The organism is Pseudomonas sp. TE21394 (assembly GCF_054057835.1).
Map to the genome: position 1 here is coordinate 889,037 of NZ_JBSRZR010000001.1, position 19,277 is coordinate 908,313.

At 63.6% G+C, this 19,277-nt stretch carries 16 protein-coding genes; 13 read left to right on the forward strand and 3 right to left on the reverse strand.

All coding sequences use genetic code 11. The features are described 5' to 3' along the window. Positions 1-81 precede the first annotated feature (81 nt). From ACVWZT_RS04070 to ACVWZT_RS04100, 7 genes are all read left to right on the forward strand, one after another. Entirely contained in the window at positions 82-1,200 is a 1,119-nt protein-coding gene (locus ACVWZT_RS04070) for an SGNH/GDSL hydrolase family protein (RefSeq protein WP_457468278.1), read from the forward strand. A 263-nt stretch (positions 1,201-1,463) separates the two neighbouring features. Then, positions 1,464-1,847, forward strand: a complete 384-nt coding sequence (gene gcvH / locus ACVWZT_RS04075) for a glycine cleavage system protein GcvH (protein WP_457468280.1) — start codon at positions 1,464-1,466, stop codon at positions 1,845-1,847. Positions 1,848-1,858: 11 nt separating this feature from the next. Then, on the forward strand, positions 1,859-4,714 hold the full coding sequence (gcvP, locus tag ACVWZT_RS04080; RefSeq protein ID WP_457468282.1) for an aminomethyl-transferring glycine dehydrogenase: 2,856 nt from the start codon (positions 1,859-1,861) through the stop codon (positions 4,712-4,714). Positions 4,715-4,860: 146 nt separating this feature from the next. Beyond that, on the forward strand, positions 4,861-6,237 hold the full coding sequence (locus ACVWZT_RS04085; protein WP_296231059.1) for an L-serine ammonia-lyase: 1,377 nt from the start codon (positions 4,861-4,863) through the stop codon (positions 6,235-6,237). Positions 6,238-6,264: 27 nt separating this feature from the next. Continuing rightward, positions 6,265-7,386, forward strand: a complete 1,122-nt coding sequence (gene gcvT / locus ACVWZT_RS04090) for a glycine cleavage system aminomethyltransferase GcvT (protein ID WP_457468284.1) — start codon at positions 6,265-6,267, stop codon at positions 7,384-7,386. Between the two features lie 358 nt (positions 7,387-7,744). Then, positions 7,745-7,957 (forward strand): cold-shock protein, encoded by a 213-nt coding sequence (locus tag ACVWZT_RS04095; RefSeq protein ID WP_003257941.1) that lies wholly within the window; start codon positions 7,745-7,747, stop codon positions 7,955-7,957. 91 nt (positions 7,958-8,048) lie between these two features. Beyond that, complete coding sequence (locus ACVWZT_RS04100) at positions 8,049-8,543, forward strand: RDD family protein (RefSeq protein WP_296231063.1); 495 nt, start codon at positions 8,049-8,051, stop codon at positions 8,541-8,543. A 53-nt stretch (positions 8,544-8,596) separates the two neighbouring features. Here ACVWZT_RS04100 and lptG read toward each other — a convergent pair whose 3' ends face one another. Further along, positions 8,597-9,658 carry an LPS export ABC transporter permease LptG gene (lptG, locus tag ACVWZT_RS04105; RefSeq protein WP_457468286.1) on the reverse strand — a complete coding sequence of 354 codons (1,062 nt, stop codon included), beginning with the start codon at positions 9,656-9,658 and terminating at the stop codon, positions 8,597-8,599. Continuing rightward, positions 9,651-10,766, reverse strand: a complete 1,116-nt coding sequence (gene lptF, locus ACVWZT_RS04110; protein ID WP_296231066.1) for an LPS export ABC transporter permease LptF — start codon at positions 10,764-10,766, stop codon at positions 9,651-9,653. The genes lptG and lptF overlap by 8 nt, the downstream gene beginning before the upstream one ends. Positions 10,767-11,067: 301 nt before the next feature. On the opposite strand from lptF, the gene ACVWZT_RS04115 reads away from it, so the two are divergent. The 5 genes from ACVWZT_RS04115 (at position 11,068) to rlmF (ending at position 17,554) form a co-directional block, all read left to right on the forward strand. Beyond that, on the forward strand, positions 11,068-12,561 hold the full coding sequence (locus ACVWZT_RS04115; protein ID WP_457468289.1) for a leucyl aminopeptidase: 1,494 nt from the start codon (positions 11,068-11,070) through the stop codon (positions 12,559-12,561). 49 nt (positions 12,562-12,610) lie between these two features. Beyond that, positions 12,611-13,039, forward strand: a complete 429-nt coding sequence (locus tag ACVWZT_RS04120) for a DNA polymerase III subunit chi (RefSeq protein WP_296231070.1) — start codon at positions 12,611-12,613, stop codon at positions 13,037-13,039. 5 nt (positions 13,040-13,044) lie between these two features. Further along, positions 13,045-13,410, forward strand: a complete 366-nt coding sequence (locus ACVWZT_RS04125; protein WP_457468290.1) for a DNA polymerase III subunit chi — start codon at positions 13,045-13,047, stop codon at positions 13,408-13,410. Positions 13,411-13,595: 185 nt separating this feature from the next. Further along, on the forward strand, positions 13,596-16,442 hold the full coding sequence (locus ACVWZT_RS04130) for a valine--tRNA ligase (protein ID WP_457468292.1): 2,847 nt from the start codon (positions 13,596-13,598) through the stop codon (positions 16,440-16,442). Positions 16,443-16,603: 161 nt separating this feature from the next. Beyond that, positions 16,604-17,554 carry a 23S rRNA (adenine(1618)-N(6))-methyltransferase RlmF gene (rlmF, locus tag ACVWZT_RS04135; protein WP_457468294.1) on the forward strand — a complete coding sequence of 317 codons (951 nt, stop codon included), beginning with the start codon at positions 16,604-16,606 and terminating at the stop codon, positions 17,552-17,554. Between the two features lie 50 nt (positions 17,555-17,604). On the opposite strand, the gene ACVWZT_RS04140 is transcribed toward rlmF, so the two are convergent. Next, positions 17,605-17,886, reverse strand: a complete 282-nt coding sequence (locus tag ACVWZT_RS04140; RefSeq protein ID WP_112250800.1) for an HU family DNA-binding protein — start codon at positions 17,884-17,886, stop codon at positions 17,605-17,607. A 371-nt stretch (positions 17,887-18,257) separates the two neighbouring features. On the opposite strand from ACVWZT_RS04140, the gene yejK reads away from it, so the two are divergent. After that, positions 18,258-19,265, forward strand: coding sequence for a nucleoid-associated protein YejK (gene yejK / locus ACVWZT_RS04145; RefSeq protein ID WP_296231093.1), 1,008 nt, complete (start codon positions 18,258-18,260; stop codon positions 19,263-19,265). The last annotated feature ends 12 nt before the right edge of the window (positions 19,266-19,277 follow it).

Below are 19,277 nucleotides of genomic sequence, written 5' to 3' on the forward strand. Positions count from 1 at the left end.
TCTGACCCACGCGCAAGCGCGGGCGCTGTTCCCTGGCTGTCTACCTGGACTGCCCCGGCTCAACCTGCCTGGGGAGCCGAATTGCCGTTTCCAACCCAGCTCCCGGTAGTGACCGGCAACTGCACCGTGCGCCAGCCCATGCGCATCAGTCGGGGTGGCAAAGCCGTGCGACTGGTGTTCTCCAACGAGTATGGCGATAGCCCGTTGATGCTCGGTCGCTGCCGGTTGTCGCTGCAGGCCCACGGCCATCCCGGCGCCTGGGGCGAGATCACATTTTCCGGGCGATCATCGACAACCCTGGCAGCCGGCCAGCGCCTGCACAGTGACCCACTCGAGCTGACCATCCCCGACCTTGCGGACCTGATGGTCACGATCCATCTGCCAGCAGCCACCCCTGTCAGGACGTTTCATTGGGACCCCCGTCAAACCGGCAGCATCGAGCCTGGCGATCGTACCGACAATAACTTCGCCCTGGCCGATGCCCAGCCCTTGAATGTGCGAATACTGGTCCATGCCGTCGAAGTCCAGGGCGAAGGCAAAGCGTTGGCAGTGATCGGTGATTCGCTGGTAAATGGCCATGGTTTGGAAAAGAACACGCATGGGTGCTGGAGCGATCTGTTGGCCAGGCACCTGGCCCCGCATGGGCTGGCCTTGATCAATGCCGGGCAATCCGGGGGACGGCTCCTGCGCGATCGGCTCGGCATCAGTGTACTGGGCCGTTTCGAGCGCGATGTGCTGCTCCAGCCCGGGGTTGCCCTGGCGATCATTCAGGTTGGATTGAATGACCTGGGCTGGGCAGACTCGGTGGTGGACCCGGGATCCAGCCTGCCAAGCCATGAAGCCCTGATCAACGCTTATACCTGGCTGGTCGAGGCGGCCCATGCACAGGGCGTCCGGGTATTGGGCATGACCCTGAGCCCGTTCGAAGGCGCCTTCTCCGGCACGCCATTCGCTGCGTTCCATCAACCAGAGAAAGAACGCCTGCGCCAGCGCCTGAATCGCTGGATCCGCGAAGAAAGTGGTTTTGACGCCGTACTGGATATCGATGCGCTTGTGCGTGATCCGCAGCATCCGGGGCGGCTGCACGGTAGCTACGACTCGGGCGACCATCTGCATCCGGGGGCGGAAGGAAGCAAGGCCATCGTGCAGTGGCTGCTGGAGCAACCAGCACTGAAGGACCTGGTCACGCGCAGCCACTGATGTATTCATTTCATTACAGCGTACTTATATCGATACACCCGCACACAGGTACGGCTGTGCAAGGGTTTGATCCCCAAACCCTTTTACATGCCGGACCTACTGTAGCGCTTTCGTTACACACAAATGGCGAATCGGCTATCTAGATCAACCAAGACATTGATTAATAAGGATTTTTTTGATATTGGCCGCATTATTGCTATGGGAATCCCAACCCAAGAGCGCGGAGCCACCGCGCCCAACGCCCTGCTTCCCGAGGATTCCCCATGAGCGAGTTGCGTTTCACTGAAGATCACGAATGGCTGCGCGTCGAAGCCGATGGCAGCGTTACCGTGGGCATTACCACCTACGCCCAGAACGCCCTTGGCGACGTGGTTTTCGTGCAACTGCCCGAGTTGCAGCAGTATGAGAAAGGCAGCGAAGCCTCCACCGTCGAGTCGGTCAAGGCCGCCAGCGGCGTGTACATGCCGCTGACCGGCGCAGTGGTGCAGATCAACAACCAGCTCGAAGACAGCCCGGAACTGGTCAACGAAGACCCGCTGGGTGAAGGCTGGTTCTTCCGCTTCATTCCCGCCGATGCCAGCGCCATCTCCGCCCTGCTCGACCAGGACGCTTACGACCGCCTGATCAAAGCCAACGACGACGCCTGAGGAACCCCGCCATGACCATCAACCTCGGCACCGCCAACGAATTCATCGCCCGCCACATCGGCCCGCGCGCCGCTGACGAACAGGCCATGCTGGCCGCCCTCGGCTTCGACTCGCTGGAAGCCATGACCGACGCGGTCATCCCCGACAGCATCAAGGGCACCAGCGTGCTGGGCGCGCACGACGGCCAGAGCGAAGCCGACGCGCTCGCTGCGCTCAAGGCCATTGCCGGCAAGAACCAGCTGTTCAAAAGCTACATCGGCCAGGGCTACTACAACACCCACACCCCGGCCCCGATCCTGCGCAACCTGCTGGAAAACCCGGCCTGGTACACCGCCTACACTCCCTATCAGCCAGAAATCTCCCAAGGCCGTCTGGAAGCGCTGCTGAACTTCCAGACCCTGATCAGCGACCTGACCGGCCTGCCGATCGCCAACGCCTCGCTGCTCGACGAAGCCACCGCCGCAGCCGAGGCCATGACCTTCTGCAAGCGCCTGTCGAAGAACAAGGCCAGCCATGCCTTCTTCGCCTCGGTGCACTGCCACCCGCAAACCCTCGACGTGCTGCGCACCCGTGCCGAGCCGCTGGGTATCGAGATCGTGGTCGGCGACGAGCGCGAACTGGGTGATGTCAGCGCGTTCTTCGGCGCCCTGCTGCAATACCCGGCCAGCAATGGTGAAGTGTTCGACTACCGCGAGGTGGTGCAGCGCTTCCACGCGGCCAATGCCCTGGTCGCCGTGGCCGCCGACCTGCTGGCCCTGACCCTGCTGACCCCGCCGGGCGAGTTCGACGCCGACGTGGCCATCGGTAGCGCCCAGCGCTTCGGCGTGCCACTGGGCTTCGGCGGCCCGCATGCGGCCTACTTCGCCACCCGCGATGCGTTCAAGCGCGACATGCCGGGCCGCCTGGTCGGCGTGTCGATCGACCGCTTCGGCAAGACCGCCCTGCGCCTGGCCATGCAGACCCGCGAACAGCATATCCGCCGCGAGAAGGCCACCAGCAACATCTGTACCGCCCAGGTGCTGCTGGCCAACATCGCCAGCATGTTCGCCGTGTACCACGGCCCGGCCGGCCTCAAGCGCATCGCCGAACGCACCCATGCGCTGACCGCAATCCTCGCCGCCGGCCTGAAGGCACTGGGCCTTCAAGTAGTCGGCGGCAGCGCCTTCGATACCCTGACCCTGGCCACCGGCAACGCCACCGCCCGCCTGCATGAGAAGGCCCGCGCCCAAGGCATCAACCTGCGCCAGATCGACGCCGAGCACCTCGGCCTGTCGCTTGACGAAACCAGCAGCCAGGCCGATGTCGAGGCCCTGTGGCAGTTGCTCGGCGGCGACCAGGCCCAGCCAGACTTCAACGCCCTGGCCAACAGCACCGGCTCGCTGCTGCCTGCCGCGCTGTTGCGCCAGTCAGCCATCCTCCAGCACCCGGTGTTCAACCGCTACCACAGCGAAACCGAGCTGATGCGTTACCTGCGCCGCCTGGCCGACAAGGACCTGGCGCTGGACCGCAGCATGATCCCGCTGGGCTCGTGCACCATGAAACTCAACGCCGCCAGCGAAATGATCCCGGTCACCTGGGCCGAGTTCGGCAACCTGCACCCGTTCGCCCCAGCCGAGCAGAGCCAGGGCTACCTGCAGATGACCAGCGAACTGGAGGCCATGCTCTGCGCCGCCACCGGTTATGACGCCGTGTCGCTGCAGCCCAACGCCGGCTCCCAGGGCGAGTACGCAGGGCTTCTGGCCATCCGCGCCTACCACCGCAGCCGCGGCGAAGGCCACCGCGACATCTGTCTGATCCCGTCGTCGGCCCACGGCACCAACCCGGCCACCGCGCACATGGCCGGTATGCGCGTGGTGGTCACCGCCTGTGACGCCCGCGGCAACGTCGATGTCGAGGACCTGCGCGCCAAGGCCATCGAACACCGCGAGCGCCTCGCCGCAATCATGATCACCTACCCGTCGACCCACGGCGTGTTCGAGGAAGCGATCGGCGAAATCTGCGCGATCATCCACGACAACGGCGGCCAGGTGTACATCGACGGTGCCAACATGAACGCCATGGTCGGCCTGTGCGCCCCGGGCAAGTTCGGCGGCGACGTGTCCCACCTGAACCTGCACAAGACCTTCTGCATCCCGCACGGTGGCGGTGGCCCAGGCGTCGGCCCGATCGGCGTCAAGTCGCACCTGGCACCGTTCCTGCCCGGCCACGCGCAGCTGGACAACACCGCAGGCGCGGTTTGTGCCGCACCGTTCGGCAGCGCCAGCATCCTGCCGATCACCTGGATGTACATTCGCATGATGGGCGGAGCCGGCCTCAAGCGTGCCTCGCAGATGGCGATCCTCAACGCCAACTACATCGCCCGCCGCCTGGAAGAGCACTATCCTGTTCTATACACCGGCGGCAATGGCCTAGTGGCCCACGAGTGCATCCTCGACCTGCGCCCGCTGAAGGACACCAGCGGCATCAGCGTCGACGATGTGGCCAAGCGCCTGATCGACTTCGGCTTCCACGCCCCGACCATGTCCTTCCCGGTGGCCGGTACGTTGATGATCGAACCGACCGAAAGCGAGTCCAAGGAAGAACTGGACCGTTTCTGCGACGCGATGATCCAGATCCGCGAAGAAATCCGCGCGGTCGAGAATGGTAGCCTGGACAAGGACGACAACCCGCTGAAGAACGCGCCACATACAGCGGCCGAGCTGGTTGGCGAATGGGCCCACGGCTACAGCCGCGAGCAGGCGGTGTACCCGCTGCCGAGCCTGGTGGAAGGCAAATACTGGCCGCCGGTCGGCCGGGTCGACAACGTGTTCGGCGACCGCAACCTGGTCTGCGCCTGCCCGTCGATCGAGAGCTATCAGGACGCCTGAGGCGGCTTGTAGCAACGCTGGGGCTGCTGCGCAGCCCTTTCGCGGCACCAGGCCGCTGCTGCAAGGGCGGTCGCTGGCCCTGTAGGTGCGGCCTCGTGTCGCGATAGGGCCGCAAAGCGGCCCCGGCATCTTCAGGAGGAACCAGCATGTCACTCAGCGTCTTTGACCTGTTCAAGATCGGCATCGGCCCCTCCAGCTCCCACACGGTCGGCCCGATGCGCGCCGCTGCGCGGTTCGCCGAGGGGCTGCGCCGTGATGGCCTGCTTGCCCGTACCGCCAGCGTCAAGGCCGAGCTGTATGGCTCGCTCGGCGCCACCGGCAAGGGCCACGGCAGCGACAAGGCCGTGCTGCTGGGCCTTGAAGGCGAACATCCCGACAGCGTCGATACCGACACCATCCCCGCCCGCCTGCAGGCGATCCGCGACAGCGGCCACATCAGCCTGCTCGGCGAGCACAGCATTGCGTTCATCGAAAAGCAGCACCTGGCGATGATCCGCAAACCACTGGACTACCACCCCAACGGCATGATCTTCCGCGCCTTCGACGAGGCCGGCCTGCAGATCCGCAGCCGCGAGTACTACTCGGTGGGCGGTGGTTTCGTGGTCGACGAGGATGCTGCCGGCCACGACCGCATCGTCGAAGACAGTACGCCACTGCCCTACCCGTTCAAGACCGCCAGGGAGCTGCTCGGCCATTGCACTGCGCAAAACCTGTCGATAAGCCAGGTGATGCTGGCCAACGAGGCAGCCTGGCGCCCGGAGGCAGAAACCCGTGCCGGCCTGTTGCGCATCTGGCAGGTGATGCAGGGTTGCGTTGACGCCGGCTGCCGGCATGAAGGCATCCTCCCGGGCGGGCTGAAGGTCAAGCGCCGGGCACCGGCGCTGTACCGGCAGCTGAGCAGCCATCCGGAAGCCAGCCTGCGCGATGCCCTGTCAGTACTCGACTGGGTCAACCTCTACGCCCTGGCCGTGAACGAGGAAAACGCCAACGGCGGCCGCGTGGTCACCGCGCCTACCAATGGCGCGGCAGGCATCGTGCCGGCGGTGCTGCACTACTACATGCGCTTTGTGCCTGGCGCCAGCGAAGACGGCGTGGTGCGCTTCCTGCTCACCGCTGCGGCCATCGGCATTCTGTACAAGGAAAACGCCTCCATCTCCGGCGCCGAAGTGGGTTGCCAGGGCGAGGTCGGCGTGGCCTGCTCGATGGCCGCCGGGGCGCTGTGCGAAGTGATGGGCGGCAGTGTGCAACAGGTGGAAAACGCCGCCGAAATCGGCATGGAACACAACCTGGGCCTGACCTGCGACCCGATTGGCGGGCTGGTCCAGGTGCCGTGCATCGAACGCAATGCGATGGGCTCGGTGAAGGCAATCAACGCGGTGCGCATGGCCCTGCGCGGCGACGGGCAGCATTACGTGTCGCTCGACAAGGTGATCCGCACCATGCGCCAGACCGGCGCCGACATGAAAAGCAAATACAAAGAGACCGCCCGTGGCGGCCTGGCCGTCAACATCATCGAATGTTGACCCGACAACTACAACAAGGAGTCACCGATGTCCGAAACACTGCTCAAGACCCCGCTGCACGCCCTGCACCTGGAACTGGGTGCGCGCATGGTGCCGTTCGCCGGCTACGACATGCCGGTGCAGTACCCGCTGGGCGTGCTCAAGGAACACCTGCACACCCGCGAGCAGGCCGGCCTGTTCGATGTCTCGCACATGGGCCAGATCACCCTGCGCGGCAGCGACGCCGCCAAGGCCCTGGAAAGCCTGGTGCCGGTCGACATCATCGACCTGCCGGTGGGCATGCAGCGCTATGCCATGTTCACCAATGAGCAAGGCGGCATCCTCGACGACCTGATGGTTGCCAACCTGGGCGACGACACGCTGTTCCTGGTCGTTAATGCGGCCTGCAAGGACCAGGACCTGGCCCACCTGCAAGCGCATATCGGCAGCCGCTGCGAGGTGCAAGCGCTGTTCGAGCGGCGCGCCCTGCTGGCCCTGCAAGGCCCGGCGGCAGTCGAGGTGCTGGCGCGCCTGGCCCCGGAAGTGGCGAGCATGACCTTCATGCAATTCCGTCCGGTGAAACTGCTGGGTGAAGACTGCTACGTCAGCCGCTCGGGTTACACCGGCGAAGACGGCTACGAGATTTCGGTACCGGTACAGGCCGCCGAAGCCTTGGCCCGCCGCCTGCTGGCCGAGCCGGAAGTGCAGCCGATCGGCCTCGGCGCGCGCGACTCGTTGCGCCTGGAAGCTGGCTTGTGCCTGTACGGCCACGACATGAACAGCGAAACCACCCCGGTCGAAGCCAGCCTGCTGTGGGCCATCTCCAAGGTACGCCGTGCCGATGGCGCGCGAGCCGGCGGCTTTCCCGGCGCCGAGGCCATCTTTGCCCAACAGCGCGACGGCGTGGCGCGCAAACGCGTAGGCCTGTTGCCGCAGGAGCGGACGCCGGTACGCGAAGGCGCGGATATTGTCGATGCCAACGACAAACCGGTCGGTAAAGTCTGCAGTGGTGGTTTTGGCCCCTCGCTCAACGCACCTGTGGCGATGGGTTATATCGAGAGTGAACATGCGGCAATCGACACAGCGCTGTTTGCCGTGGTGCGTGGCAAGAAGGTGGCCCTTAAAGTCAGCAAAATGCCTTTCGTGACGCAACGTTACTATCGGGGTTGAAACAGCTTTGTGAAGCGTGCGGGCAGGTTCGACTTATTCGTTTTCGAACCTGCTCAATAACTTTTGAACATGGCGCCAGGCCAGGCGCCATGCCGTTTCCGACAAACCGGTCGGTTAACGGCAGACGGTCGATTTTCCATACGACCAAGGGCTTGTTTTTCGCTCGGGAGTTGGCGTAGAGTCACTGCACTGTGTTTGCATGGGTCGCAACAGTTCGTGACCTGGGCCAGTAGCCGCAATCTGCTACAACCCGTTTGACGTCTCTTACTTTCCTGCAACCCAGCCCAGTAATCTTTTGCTGCCAATTTATTGCAAAAGAAACTGTCATCAAAATTCAAGCTTCATAGGAAATAAGACAATGGCTGAGCGTCAGAACGGTACCGTCAAGTGGTTCAATGACGAAAAAGGTTACGGCTTCATCACCCCAGAAAGCGGTCCGGATCTGTTCGTGCACTTCCGCGCTATCGAAGGCAACGGCTTCAAGAGCCTGAAAGAAGGCCAGAAAGTAACCTTCGAAGCAGTTCAGGGCCAGAAAGGCATGCAAGCTGACAAGGTTCAGGTTGCCGGCTAAGCCGAACCCGACTTCGAAAAAAGCCCCTGCCAAGTGCAGGGGCTTTTTTTTGCCCGTAGAATAGCCGCTTCGTTTTCTGGAGCCGCCTTGCATGTCCAAGCCTCTGCTCGTCCCCCATGGGGATTTTCCGCCAGTCGGCATGGGCCGACGCCTGGCAGCAATGTTCTACGACTTTCTGTTGTGCACGGCGCTGCTGATCGTGACCGCTGGTGCCTACAAGATGATCCAGATGGCGATCATCGGCGAAGCACGCATGCGCGAGTTGACCGAGGCCGGCGCACTGGATGGCGACCCGCTGCTGTCGACGGTACTGCTGTTTGCCCTGTTCGGCTTTTTTGCCAAGTTCTGGACCCACGGCGGGCAGACGCTGGGCATGCAGGTGTGGGGGGTGCGGGTGCAGAATGCCGACGGCACCGCCATCAGCCTGTGGCAGGCGCTGTTGCGCTTCGTGGTGTCGATCGCCTCGTGGCTGTGCCTGGGGCTGGGTTTTTTCTGGGCATTGATCGACAAGCGTAAGCGCGGCTGGCATGACATCTATTCAGAAAGCCAGCTGGTGCGGGTGCCGAAGCAGAAGCAGTCCAGGTAAACGCCCATCAAAAAGCCGACCCTGAGGTCGGCTTTCTTGTGCAGCTGGAACCATCAACCGGCCCGGCGCAACAACCACATCCCTGCCAACGCACAGATGCCAGCCGGAATCACCACAGCCAACAGCGGCGGGAAGCCGAACACCTGGCTCGATGGCCCCAGCAGGTCCTGGGCGATGCGGAACACGAAGCCCACCAGCACACCGGTGAACACCCTCTGGCCAAGGGTCACCGAACGCAGCGGGCCGAAGATGAAGGAGATCGCCATCAGCACCAGCGCCGCGGTCACCATCGGTTGCAGTACCTTGGTCCAGAACGCCAACCAGTAACGGGCGTTGTTCAAGCCCTGGTCGGACAGGTAGTGGATGTAATCCCACAAGCCGGTAATCGACAGCGACTCCGGCGCCAGGATCACGGTATTGAGCAACTGCGGGGTGAGCGAAACGTCCCAGCGCTCCTGCGGTGTGTTCACCACTTCGGTGTGGTCGCCACGGAAGAACGTGGTACGCACGTCGGCCAGCATCCAGTGGTCGTCCTGGTACTGGGCACGGCGGGCGAAACTCGAAGTGACGATCTTGCGCTCGCTGTCGAAGCGGTAGCGGGTCACCCCCAGCAGCAAGCCGTTGGGCTGCACGGCGTTGATGTGCACGTACTCCTCACCCTGGCGGTGCCACATGCCACGCTTGGAGCTTTGTGCCTCACCGCCACCCTGGGCCAGCGAACGGTCGGCCTGGGCCTTGTTCTCGGTTACCGGTGCCACGTATTCCCCGATCAGCAGGCCGACCAGCATCAGTACCAGCATCGGCTTCATCACTGCCCAGACGATGCGGCCGATGGACACCCCGGCCGCACGCATGATGGTCAGCTCGCTGCTGCTGGCCAGGCTGCCCAGGCCGATCAGGCAGCCGATCAGGGCCGCCATCGGCAACATCTCGTACAGACGCCGTGGCGCGGTCAGCAGGACGAAATTGCCTGCCTCCATCACCGTGTAGGTATCGCTCAGGTCACTCATCTCATCGATGAAGGCAAACAGCGAGGCCAGGCCAAGGATGATCCCCAACACGGCAAGAATGGCCAGCAGCACGCTCTGGCCGATATAACGGTCGAGCTTAGCCATGAGCCACCCCCGCACGGCGGGCGGCGCGCTTGAGGCGCAGCGGCTCCCAGTACATCAGGCCCAGGCCGATCAGCAGGAACAGGCCGTGGACCCACCACATGCCCAGGGCGATTGGCAGTTTGCCCTTCTCGAGGGCGCCGCGTACGGAAATCAGCATTGTCAGATAGGCCATGTACAGAAGAATTGCCGGCAGCAGCTTGAGGAAGCGACCCTGGCGCGGGTTGACCCGGGACAACGGTACCGCCAGCAGAGTGACGACGAACACCAGGATGGGCAGCGACAACCGCCATTGCAGCTCGGCACGCTCACGCAGGCCCTTCTTGCCGATCAGTTCGGAGGTAGGAATGGCTTCGCGCTCGGTCACTTCCTCGCTGACTTCCGGTTTGGGCAGCAGCACGCCGTAGGTATCGTACTTGATGGCGCGGTAGTCGGCCTGACCCGGGTTGCCGTCGTAACGGTAACCGTTTTCCAGCACCAGGTAACGGTTGCCGTCGGCCTGGATTTCCTGGTGGCCCCTTTCCGCGACCAGCACCGACGGCGCGCGGTCCTTGGTCTTGTCCTGGTTGAAGCGCTTCTCGGAGATGAACACCCCGGCCAGGTTGATACGGTCGTCAGACAGCTCTTCGGTGTAGGTCACCCGCGAGCCGTCGCGCAGGGTCTGGAAGCGGCCCGGCACCAGGGTATCGAATTCGGTCAGGGCATCCTGCTGGCTGATGATCTGCTGCACCTGGGCGACACCCAGTGGCGCCAGGCTCAGGCTCAGCCAGGCCACCAGCAGGGCGACCAGGGCGGCCGGTGCCATGGTCAGGCCAAGCAGGCGCTGCTGGCTCATGCCAGTGGCCGAGAGCACGGTCATCTCGCTTTCCAGATACAGGCGCCCGTACGCCAGAAGAATGCCGAGGAACAGGCCCAAAGGCAGAATCAGCTGCAGGAACCCCGGCAGACGGAAGCCCATGATCAGGAACAGCACGCTCGGGTCGAGCACGCCCTGGGCAGCCTGGGCCAGGTACTTGATGAAGCGCCCGCTCATGATGATCACCAGCAGCACGGCGCTGACGGCGCTCAAGGTCACCAGGACCTCGCGGGACAGATAACGAAAGACGATCAAACCAGACACTCCTGGGTTGTCAGGGCGGACTGCCAAGCAATGGCGCCAGACAATGACTTAGTACATCCAAGACCGATGCCGGTTCGCCAACGGCGAACCTCCATGTAAAGTGCGCGCATTATCCTGTGATTGAACGCCCCTGTCACTTCGCCGCGCATGAAGGCATACAACGGGGTTGTCAGCACACTCGCCGCAGGCTCAAACTGGCAGCTTTTCCGCTGGCGCGCGATGACGCAGCCAGGCCCGTCCAGAGCGCTGGAACACACAGCGCCAACCGTATCGATCATTCGGGGATCCTGACATGGAACTGGTTGTAAAAAGCGTAGCTGCTGCATCCGTAAAAACCGCCACCCTGGTCATTCCGGTGGGTGAAAACCGCAAGCTCGGCGCCGTGGCCAAGGCCATCGACCAGGCCAGCGAAGGTGCCATCAGTGCCGTGCTCAAGCGTGGCGACCTGGCCGGCAAGCCGGGCCAGACCCTGCTGCTGCAGACCCTTCCCGGCCTGAAGGCCGAACGCGTGCTGCTGGTCGGCAGCGGCAAGGACGAAGCCCTGGGCGACCGTGCCTGGCGCAAACTGGTCAGCAGCGTCGCCGGTGTGCTCAAGGGCCTGAACGGCAGCGATGCGGTGCTGGCCCTGGATGACATTGCAGTCAGCAACCGCGATGCCCACTACGGCAAGTACCGCCTGCTGGCTGAAACCCTGCTCGACGGCGAGTACGCGTTCGACCGCTTCAAGAGCCAGAAGGCCGAGCCGCGCGCCCTGAAAAAGGTCACCCTGCTCGCCGACAAGGCCGGCCAGGCCGACGTCGAACGCGCAGTCAGGCACGCCAGCGCCATCGCCACCGGCATGGCCTTCACCCGCGACCTCGGCAACCTGCCGCCGAACCTGTGCCACCCAAGCTTCCTCGCCGAACAGGCCAAGGACCTGGGCAAGGCGCACAAGGCGCTGAAGGTCGAAGTACTGGACGAGAAGAAGATCAAGGACCTGGGCATGGGCGCGTTCTACGCCGTCGGCCAGGGCAGCGAGCAGCCACCTCGCCTGATCGTGCTCAACTACCAGGGCGGCAGGAAGGCCGACAAGCCGTTCGTGCTGGTGGGCAAGGGCATCACCTTCGACACCGGCGGCATCAGCCTCAAGCCCGGTGCCGGCATGGACGAAATGAAGTACGACATGTGCGGCGCCGCCAGCGTGCTCGGCACCCTGCGTGCGGTGCTCGAACTGCAGCTGCCGATCAACCTGGTGTGCCTGCTGGCCTGCGCCGAGAACATGCCCAGCGGCGGCGCCACCCGTCCGGGTGACATCGTCACCACCATGAGCGGCCAGACTGTGGAAATCCTCAACACCGACGCCGAAGGCCGCCTGGTGCTGTGCGACACCCTGACCTACGCCGAACGCTTCAAGCCGCAGGCGGTGATCGACATCGCCACCCTCACCGGCGCTTGCATCGTTGCCCTGGGTAGCCACACCTCCGGCCTGATGGGCAACAACGATGACCTGGTCGGTCAGTTGCTCGACGCCGGCAAGCGGGCCGACGACCGTGCCTGGCAGTTGCCGCTGTTCGACGAGTACCAGGAGCAGCTGGACAGTCCGTTCGCCGACATGGGCAACATCGGCGGGCCGAAAGCTGGCACCATCACCGCCGGTTGCTTCCTGTCGCGCTTCGCCAAGGCCTACGACTGGGCGCACCTGGACATCGCTGGTACTGCCTGGGTCAGCGGTGGCAAGGACAAGGGCGCGACCGGCCGCCCGGTACCGCTGCTGACCCAGTACCTGCTGGACCGCGCTGGCGCCTGACGCCGGGCAGCCGATGGCGCCTTGCGCGCCATCGGCCGGCGATACCACCATGAGCAAAGTCGACTTCTACATCCTGCCCACCGATTCGCTGCCGGCGCGGCTGGATTTCGCCTGCAAGCTGTGTGAAAAGGCCTGGCGCCTTGGCCACCGGGTCTACCTGCATTGCCAGGATGCCGACCAGCGTGACCAGCTGGACCAACGTTTGTGGCGCTTCAAGGGCGAGGCCTTCGTGCCCCACGACATGGCAGAGCTGCATGCCGACGCGCGCGTGGCCCTGGGCCTGGCCGACGACGCCGGCGACCATCGCGACCTGCTGATCAACCTGGGCACCGGTGTACCGGGTTTCGTCGGCCAGTTCGAGCGGGTGGCCGAGATCGTCGTCGAGGAACCTGGCGTCCGCCAATCGGCACGTGAGCGATTCCGTTTCTACCGCGAACAGGGCTATGCTCTGCAAGACCACCGCTTACAGCGACTTTGACGACGATGGACAAACCCTCCCCGCTACCCGATTCCGCCCATCTGCTCGATGACCTCGAGTCGATCCGCCAGCTGCTTGGCGACGCCGACCTGCAACCGCCACTGCTGACCGAGACAGTCGAGCAGATCCCCCTGCTGCTGGAAGCCGCACCCGACGACACCGCAGCGCTAGCCGAAGCGGTCCAACCCGAGGCCGCGGACGACCCGCAGACCCGCCGCCAGGACACCCTGCTGCACCTCGAAAGCGAGCTGCGTGCGGCCGCGCAGATGATCATGCAGGACGTGATCAACGACTTCACCCCGCATATCGAGAACGAGATCAAACGCCGGCTGGATGCGCGGATCGAGCGGTTGATCAAGCGTTCCGAGTGACATCCCCGGGGCATTTCGCAGCCCTGTCGCGACACCAGGCCGCCCTACAGGCACATGCAATCCCTGTAGTGGCGGCCTTGTGTCGCGACAGGGCTGCAAACCAGCCCCAGCGGCTGTCGCCTCAACCCCCCAGCTTGGTTATACTTCCCGGCTTTCCCGAATAAATGCACAGGGTCCCGCCGCGCATGGATAAGACCTACCAGCCGCACGCCATCGAAACTTCCTGGTACAACACCTGGGAGTCCGAGAACTATTTCGCCCCACAAGGTGCAGGCGAGTCCTACACCATCATGATCCCGCCACCGAACGTGACCGGCAGCCTGCACATGGGTCACGGCTTCAACAACGCGATCATGGATGCCCTGATCCGTTTCCGTCGCATGCAAGGTCGCGACACCCTGTGGCAGCCCGGCACCGACCACGCTGGTATCGCTACCCAGATGCTGGTCGAGCGCCAGCTCGAGGCCAAGGGCCAGAACCGGCATGACCTGGGCCGCGAAAAGTTCCTGGAAAAGGTCTGGGAATGGAAGGACCAGTCCGGCGGCAACATCAGCCGGCAGATCCGCCGCCTGGGCTCGTCGGTGGACTGGAGCCGCGAGCGCTTCACCATGGACGACGGGCTGTCCGAAGCGGTCAAGGAAGCCTTCGTGCGCCTGCATGAGGACGGCCTGATCTACCGCGGCAAGCGCCTGGTCAACTGGGACACCAAGCTGCACACGGCCATCTCCGACCTCGAAGTGGAAAACCACGACGAGAAGGGCCACCTGTGGAACCTGCGCTACCCGCTGGCCGACGGCGCCAGGACCGCCGAAGGCAAGGATTACCTGGTCGTCGCCACCACCCGTCCGGAAACCCTGCTGGGTGACGCCGCCGTGGCGGTCAACCCGAACGACGAGCGCTACCAGGCCCTGATCGGCAAGTTCGTCGAGCTGCCGCTGGTCGGCCGTCGCATCCCGATCATCGCCGACGATTATTGCGACCCGGAGTTCGGTACCGGCTGCGTGAAGATCACCCCGGCCCACGATTTCAACGACTACGAAGTCGGCAAGCGCCACAACCTGCCGCTGCTGAATATCTTCGACAAGAACGCCTTCGTGCTGGCCAGCGCCCAGGCCTTCAACCTCGACGGTAGCGTCAACGAGCAGGTCGACACCCGCCTGCCGGCCCAGTATGCCAACCTCGACCGCTTCGTCGCGCGTAAACAGATCGTCGCCGACCTGGACGCCCAGGGCCTGCTGGTGAGCATCGATGACCACGCGCTGAAGGTGCCGAAAGGCGACCGTTCGGGCACCGTCATCGAGCCGTGGCTGACCGACCAGTGGTACGTCTCCACCAAGCCGCTGGCAGAACCTGCCATCGCCGCCGTGGAAGATGGCCGCATCCAGTTCGTGCCCAAGCAGTACGAGAACATGTACTTCTCCTGGATGCGCGACATCCAGGACTGGTGCATCAGCCGTCAGCTGTGGTGGGGCCACCGCATCCCGGCGTGGTACGACGAGGCCGGCCAGGTCTATGTCGGCCGCAACGAGGAAGAAGTGCGCGCCAAGCACAACCTGGGCGCCGACATTGCCCTGCGCCAGGACGAGGACGTGCTCGACACCTGGTTCAGCTCGGGCCTGTGGACCTTCTCCACCCTGGGCTGGCCGGAGCAGACCGAATTCCTCAAGAAGTTCCACTCCACCGATGTGCTGGTGACCGGCTTCGATATCATCTTCTTCTGGGTTGCGCGCATGATCATGCTGACCATGCACCTGATCAAGAACGAGGACGGCACACCGCAGGTACCGTTCAAGACCGTGTACGTGCACGGCCTGGTGCGTGACGGCCAGGGCCAGAAGATGTCCAAGTCCAAGGGCAACGTGCTGGACCCGCTGGATATCGTCGACGGCATCACCCTCGACGCCCTGCTGGAAAAACGCACCAGCGGCATGATGCAGCCGAAGCTGGCCGAGAAGATCGCCAAGCAGACCAAGGCCGAGTTCCCGGAAGGTATTGCCAGTTACGGCACCGATGCCCTGCGCTTCACCTTCTGCTCGCTGGCCTCCACCGGTCGCGACATCAAGTTCGACATGGGCCGCGTCGAAGGCTACCGCAACTTCTGCAACAAGATCTGGAACGCCGCCCGCTACGTGCTGGACAAGGGCGAGGACTGCGGCCAGAACGGCGAAGCCGTCGAGCTGTCGCTGGCCGACCGCTGGATCATCTCGCAGCTGCAGCGCACCGAAGCCGAAGTGACCCGCCAACTGGAACAGTTCCGCTTCGACCTGGCCAGCCAGGCACTGTACGAGTTCATCTGGAACCAGTACTGCGACTGGTACCTGGAACTGTCCAAGCCGGTATTGTGGGACGAGAACGCGCCGGTCGAGCGCGCCCGTGGCACCCGCCGTACCCTGGTGCGCGTGCTGGAAGTGGCACTGCGCCTGGCGCATCCGTTCATGCCGTTCATCACCGAAGAAATCTGGCAGCGCATCGCGCCGCTGGCGGGCATCAGCGGCAAGACCATCATGCTGCAGCCATGGCCGGTGGCCAATGAAAGCCGCATCGACCCGGCCGCCGAAGGCGATATCGAATGGCTCAAGGAGCTGATGGTCGGCCTGCGCAACATCCGCGCCGAGATGAACATCGGCCCGGGCAAGCCGCTGCCGCTGTTCCTGAAGAACGCCAACGCCGACGACCAGCGTCGCCTGCAGGAAAACGAAGCCCTGTTGAAGAAGCTGGCCAAGGTCGAGTCGTTCACCGTGCTGAGCGAGGCCGACGAAGCACCGCTGTCGGCCACCGCCCTGGTCGGTGACCTGCAGGTGCTGGTACCGATGGCCGGCCTGATCGACAAGGATGCCGAGCTGGCGCGCCTGAACAAGGAAATCCAGCGCTTGCAGGGCGAAGTGGCGCGTGTCGGCGGCAAACTGTCCAACGCTGCCTTCGTCGACAAGGCACCGCCTGCGGTGATAGAGAAGGAACGGGCCAAGCTGGCCGAGTCGGAACAGGCCCTGGCCAACTTCACCGAGCAGCACGCGCGGATCGCTGCGCTGTGACAATCTGTTAAACCGTTGGGCCGCTATGCGGCCCTTTCGCGACACAAGGCCGCTCCTACAGGGGATGGCGCCGGTTTGAGAGGCGCCGCTATCCTGTAGCAGCGGCCTTGTGTCGCGAAAGGCTGCAAAGCAGCCCCCGGCCAGCAACACCGGACCCAACCATGACCGACAAACCCACCCTGCACCCGCGCAACCGCCACCAGGGCCGCTACGACTTCCCCAGCCTGATCAAGGCCCACCCTGACCTCGCGCGCTTTACCATCACCAACCCCCACGGCAAGCCCAGCATCGACTTCGCCAACCCCGAAGCCGTGCGGGTATTCAACCGCGCCCTGCTCAAGGCCCAGTACGGTATCCAGCACTGGGACATCCCTGCCGACTACCTGTGCCCGCCAATCCCCGGCCGTGCCGACTATATCCACGTGGCCGCCGACCTGCTGGCCGACGATAACGCCGGCGAGGTTCCCAAAGGCGCGCAGGTCCGCGCACTGGACATCGGCGTCGGCGCCAACTGCATCTACCCGCTGCTCGGCCACAGCGACTACCGCTGGCGCTTTCTGGGTTCGGACATCGACCCGGTGGCCCTGGCCTCGGCCAAGGCCATCGTCCAGGCCAACCGCCTGGACAAGGCCATCACCCTGCGCCAGCAGGCCAACCGTGCACACATCCTCAGCGGCCTGCTGCAGGACGACGAACGCTTCGACCTGACCCTGTGCAACCCGCCCTTCCATGCCTCACGCGACGAAGCCACCCGCGGCAGCCAGCGCAAGTGGAAGAACCTCGGCAAGCAGGACCCCAAGCGCAAGCTGCCGGTGCTCAACTTCGGTGGCCAGAACAATGAACTGTGGTGCGAGGGCGGCGAGATCCGTTTCGTCACTCAACTGGTTGGCGAAAGCGTGCAGTACGCAGAACGCGTGCTGTGGTTCACCAGCCTTGTGTCCAAGGCCAGCAACCTGCCTGGGATCGAGGCCGCGCTGAAAAAGGCAGGCGCCAAGGCCGTGCGTATCATCGAAATGGGCCAGGGGCAGAAACAGAGCCGCATGGTCGCCTGGAGCTTTTTCGACGATGCAGCGCGCCAGGCCTGGCACGCCCGGCGAAAACAACAGGCATGAAAAAACCGCGCCCGGGCAAGCCGGGCGCGGTTTCGTCAAAGCTTCAACAATTACTTGTTGATGGCGTCGGTCAGCACTTTGGCCGGAACGAACTTGACGACTTTCTTGGCAGCGATTTCGATGGCGGCGCCAGTCGAAGGGTTGCGGCCGGTGCGGGCAGGACGCTCGGTGACTTTCAGCTTGCCGATGCCTGGCAGAGTGATCTCAGCGCCGTTTTCCAGCTGGTCAGCAACGATCTGGCCCAGTTGCTCCAGAGCGTTCTTGGCGGTGGCTTTAGGCGCGGCGATCGATTCGGCGATGTCGGCAATCAGTTGGTCTTTGGTCAATGCCATGGTGGTGTTCCTTCCCTATCAAATTCGATGGTTATGCAGCGGGCTAACGACGTTATCGGGCCAGCCCCTGAAAGTGGAGGGCCGCGCCAATCGCGTATGTAGATACGCAAATCGGCGTTTGGTTCGACACGACGGCAGCACGTTGCCAGCAATGCGCCACGTGCTGGGCGCAAGACCGCGCAAAGCTACCACAGGAACGGATAAATATCCGCTGCGCCCTTCGATTAAATGCAGGTTTTTCGGGGGTTTTAGCCTCCAACGCGGAAATTTGAACAAAAAACGAACAACCGGCATTTCTGCCAACATCCGGCCACTGCATCACCTGGCGTCTGGGGTAAACTTGGCACCTTTTGCAGCCCGCCGAGAATTCCATGCCAATCCGTCATTGCATCGTTCACCTGATCGACAAAAAGCCTGATGGCAGCCCCGCCGTGCTGCATGCCCGCGATTCCGAACTGGCCGCCTCCGATGCCATCGAAAACCTGATGGCCGACCTGAATGACAGCTACAACGCCAAGCAAGGCAAAGCCTGGGGTTTCTTTCACGGTGAGTCCGGCGCCTACCCACTGAGCGGCTGGCTGAAGCAGTACCTTGACGAAGAAAAGGATTTCACCGCCTTCAGCCGCGTAGCCGTGGAGCACCTGCAGAAGCTGATGGAAGAGTCCAACCTGTCCACCGGCGGCCACATTCTGTTTGCCCATTACCAGCAAGGCATGACCGAGTACCTGGCGATCGCCCTGCTGCACCATAGCGAAGGCGTCGCAGTGAACGCCGAGCTCGATGTGACGCCTTCGCGCCACCTTGACCTGGGGCAGTTACACCTGGCGGCGCGCATCAACCTGTCGGAATGGAAGAACAACCAGAACTCCAGGCAGTACATCTCGTTCATCAAGGGCAAGAACGGCAAGAAGGTCTCGGACTACTTCCGCGATTTCATCGGCTGCCAGGAAGGTGTCGACGGCCCGGGCGAAACCCGCACCCTGCTCAAGGCCTTCAGTGACTTCGTCGAGAGCGAAGACCTGCCGGAGGAATCCGCTCGCGAAAAGACCCAGACCCTGGTGGACTACGCCACCACCCAGACCAAGCTGGGCGAGCCAGTGACCCTGGAAGAGCTGTCCAGCCTGATCGACGAGGACCGACCGAAGGCGTTCTACGACCACATCCGTAACAAGGATTACGGTCTGTCACCGGAAATTCCCGCGGACAAACGCACCCTCAACCAGTTCCGTCGCTTCACCGGGCGTGCTGAAGGGCTGTCGATCAGCTTCGAGGCGCATCTGCTGGGGGACAGGGTGGAGTATGACGAAGCGGCCGGAACCTTGATCATCAAGGGGCTGCCGACCACCCTGGTGGACCAGCTGAAGCGGCGCAAGGACTGATGCTCCAAGGGG

Coding starts and splice junctions, on each gene's coding strand:
- lptG (WP_457468286.1), bottom strand. CDS start 9,658: ATGGCTAAGCTCGACCGTTATATCGGCCAGAGCGTGCTGCTGGCCATT.
- ACVWZT_RS04140 (WP_112250800.1), bottom strand. CDS start 17,886: ATGGCATTGACCAAAGACCAACTGATTGCCGACATCGCCGAATCGATC.
- ACVWZT_RS04115 (WP_457468289.1), top strand. CDS start 11,068: ATGGAACTGGTTGTAAAAAGCGTAGCTGCTGCATCCGTAAAAACCGCC.
- gcvP (WP_457468282.1), top strand. CDS start 1,859: ATGACCATCAACCTCGGCACCGCCAACGAATTCATCGCCCGCCACATC.
- ACVWZT_RS04100 (WP_296231063.1), top strand. CDS start 8,049: ATGTCCAAGCCTCTGCTCGTCCCCCATGGGGATTTTCCGCCAGTCGGC.
- ACVWZT_RS04085 (WP_296231059.1), top strand. CDS start 4,861: ATGTCACTCAGCGTCTTTGACCTGTTCAAGATCGGCATCGGCCCCTCC.
- gcvT (WP_457468284.1), top strand. CDS start 6,265: ATGTCCGAAACACTGCTCAAGACCCCGCTGCACGCCCTGCACCTGGAA.
- ACVWZT_RS04095 (WP_003257941.1), top strand. CDS start 7,745: ATGGCTGAGCGTCAGAACGGTACCGTCAAGTGGTTCAATGACGAAAAA.
- rlmF (WP_457468294.1), top strand. CDS start 16,604: ATGACCGACAAACCCACCCTGCACCCGCGCAACCGCCACCAGGGCCGC.
- ACVWZT_RS04130 (WP_457468292.1), top strand. CDS start 13,596: ATGGATAAGACCTACCAGCCGCACGCCATCGAAACTTCCTGGTACAAC.
- ACVWZT_RS04120 (WP_296231070.1), top strand. CDS start 12,611: ATGAGCAAAGTCGACTTCTACATCCTGCCCACCGATTCGCTGCCGGCG.
- yejK (WP_296231093.1), top strand. CDS start 18,258: ATGCCAATCCGTCATTGCATCGTTCACCTGATCGACAAAAAGCCTGAT.
- gcvH (WP_457468280.1), top strand. CDS start 1,464: ATGAGCGAGTTGCGTTTCACTGAAGATCACGAATGGCTGCGCGTCGAA.
- ACVWZT_RS04125 (WP_457468290.1), top strand. CDS start 13,045: ATGGACAAACCCTCCCCGCTACCCGATTCCGCCCATCTGCTCGATGAC.